The sequence below is a fragment of the Bartonella sp. AS69XJJH genome (assembly GCF_042195585.1).
Taxonomy (GTDB): Bacteria; Pseudomonadota; Alphaproteobacteria; order Rhizobiales; family Rhizobiaceae; genus Bartonella.
On sequence record NZ_JBHIOO010000086.1, the window covers coordinates 1 to 1,381 of the forward strand.

A 1,381-nucleotide genomic window follows, 5' to 3' on the forward strand; every position below is an offset into this window, starting at 1 on the left:
CACTTTCACAAGAAGCAGTGACTTTTATGAAAAATGTTGAAGCTGGTCGTGATAGTTATTCAAAGATACCAGAGCAGATCAATCAAGAGTTTTTAAAGCTACAAAGTGCTTTAGATAAGCGTTTTGGACAGGATGCCATTCATAAACAAGACTTTGACTTGTCAAAAGCAATACCCCAAAATCAGCCGCAAGATAAAAAGCTTGTGAACGAGCTTCAAACAGCAGTTAAATTCTTGCAACAGAGACAACAGGAGCAAATCAATGCGATAGCGCGTGCAATATCAAAAGATGTGATACGGTAAGGTAAGGAATGAAAACTTGCTTCTATAGCTTATTTAAGCTATAATAAATATCAACAAAGGAGAATTTTATGTTGAGTGAAGAGGAGATTAAACGACGTCGCTTTGATGCTAAAAATGCATTAGCAAGCCAACGTTTAGAGGGATTGGAACCAGATTCACAAGTTGTTGCTCAAGTAGAGCGTTATATTATAGGTGAACTTGAAATAAGTGATATTATCGAAGATTATATAGAGCGGGTAAACCGTGGAGAAGTATAAAGGAGGCGTTGATCCTTATACTGATGCTGAAACTGGTGTGATGTATAATCGGTTTGGTATTAAAGATAAAGCTACGCTAAAGTCTGTAGAGTCTACTCTCACTTATGCAAGATCTCTTGAACTTAAGCGTACTCCTATTAGGGGTAAGTTTGATCTCAATCATATGAAAGACATTCACAAGAAGCTATTTGGTGATGTCTATGAATGGGCAGGAGAGATCCGTTCAATAGATATTACCAAAGGTGGTTGTTTATTTGCTTATCATCATCAGATTGAAAGCTACACACCGAAGATTACACAGCAGCTTGCCAAAGAACAATATCTGCGTGGTCTTGATGCGGATAAATTCAGCCAGAGAGCTGGATATTACATGGGTGAAATAAATGCGTTGCATCCGTTTCGAGAGGGAAATGGACGTACTCAGCGTGAATTTATTGGCCAACTTGCTCGTGAAGCTGGTTATAATATCAACTGGGACTGTATCACGCGAGAGGAAATGACAAAGGCATCAATTGAGGCACTTTATGGTACTTCTGAATTACTGTCTGAGCTTATTCGTAAGAACCTTACTGAATTTACAAAAAATAAAAATGTTGACGTTTTGCAAGGTCTAGGAGAAAAAGTTTCCTATTACATTGAGAGCAATAAAGAATTATCGCAAAAACAAAAGGAAAAAATTACGACCCTTTTGGAGAATACAAAGACAGCTTTTAGCAGACTTCAAAAAGAAGATCCCAAGGGTGAGCAATCACAAAAAGAGTTGAATGTTGCATCAAAAGCAACAGAACGAGAACCATACCTTGCTGCTTATACGGATAACTC

Annotated in this window: 2 protein-coding genes and 1 pseudogene; all 3 read left to right on the top strand. The window is 37.8% G+C overall.

Annotated elements, in window-relative coordinates:
• Positions 1-302 (top strand): annotated as a pseudogene (locus ACFIK6_RS09790) (hypothetical protein); the annotation flags it as partial.
• Positions 303-370: 68 nt separating this feature from the next.
• Positions 371-559: an antitoxin VbhA family protein gene (locus ACFIK6_RS09795; protein WP_273783805.1), complete on the top strand. Its 189-nt coding sequence runs from the start codon at positions 371-373 to the stop codon at positions 557-559.
• Positions 546-1,381 (top strand): Fic/DOC family protein (locus tag ACFIK6_RS09800; RefSeq protein ID WP_375642733.1); only part of this gene is annotated, 836 nt, incomplete at its 3' end. The genes ACFIK6_RS09795 and ACFIK6_RS09800, both read left to right, overlap by 14 nt.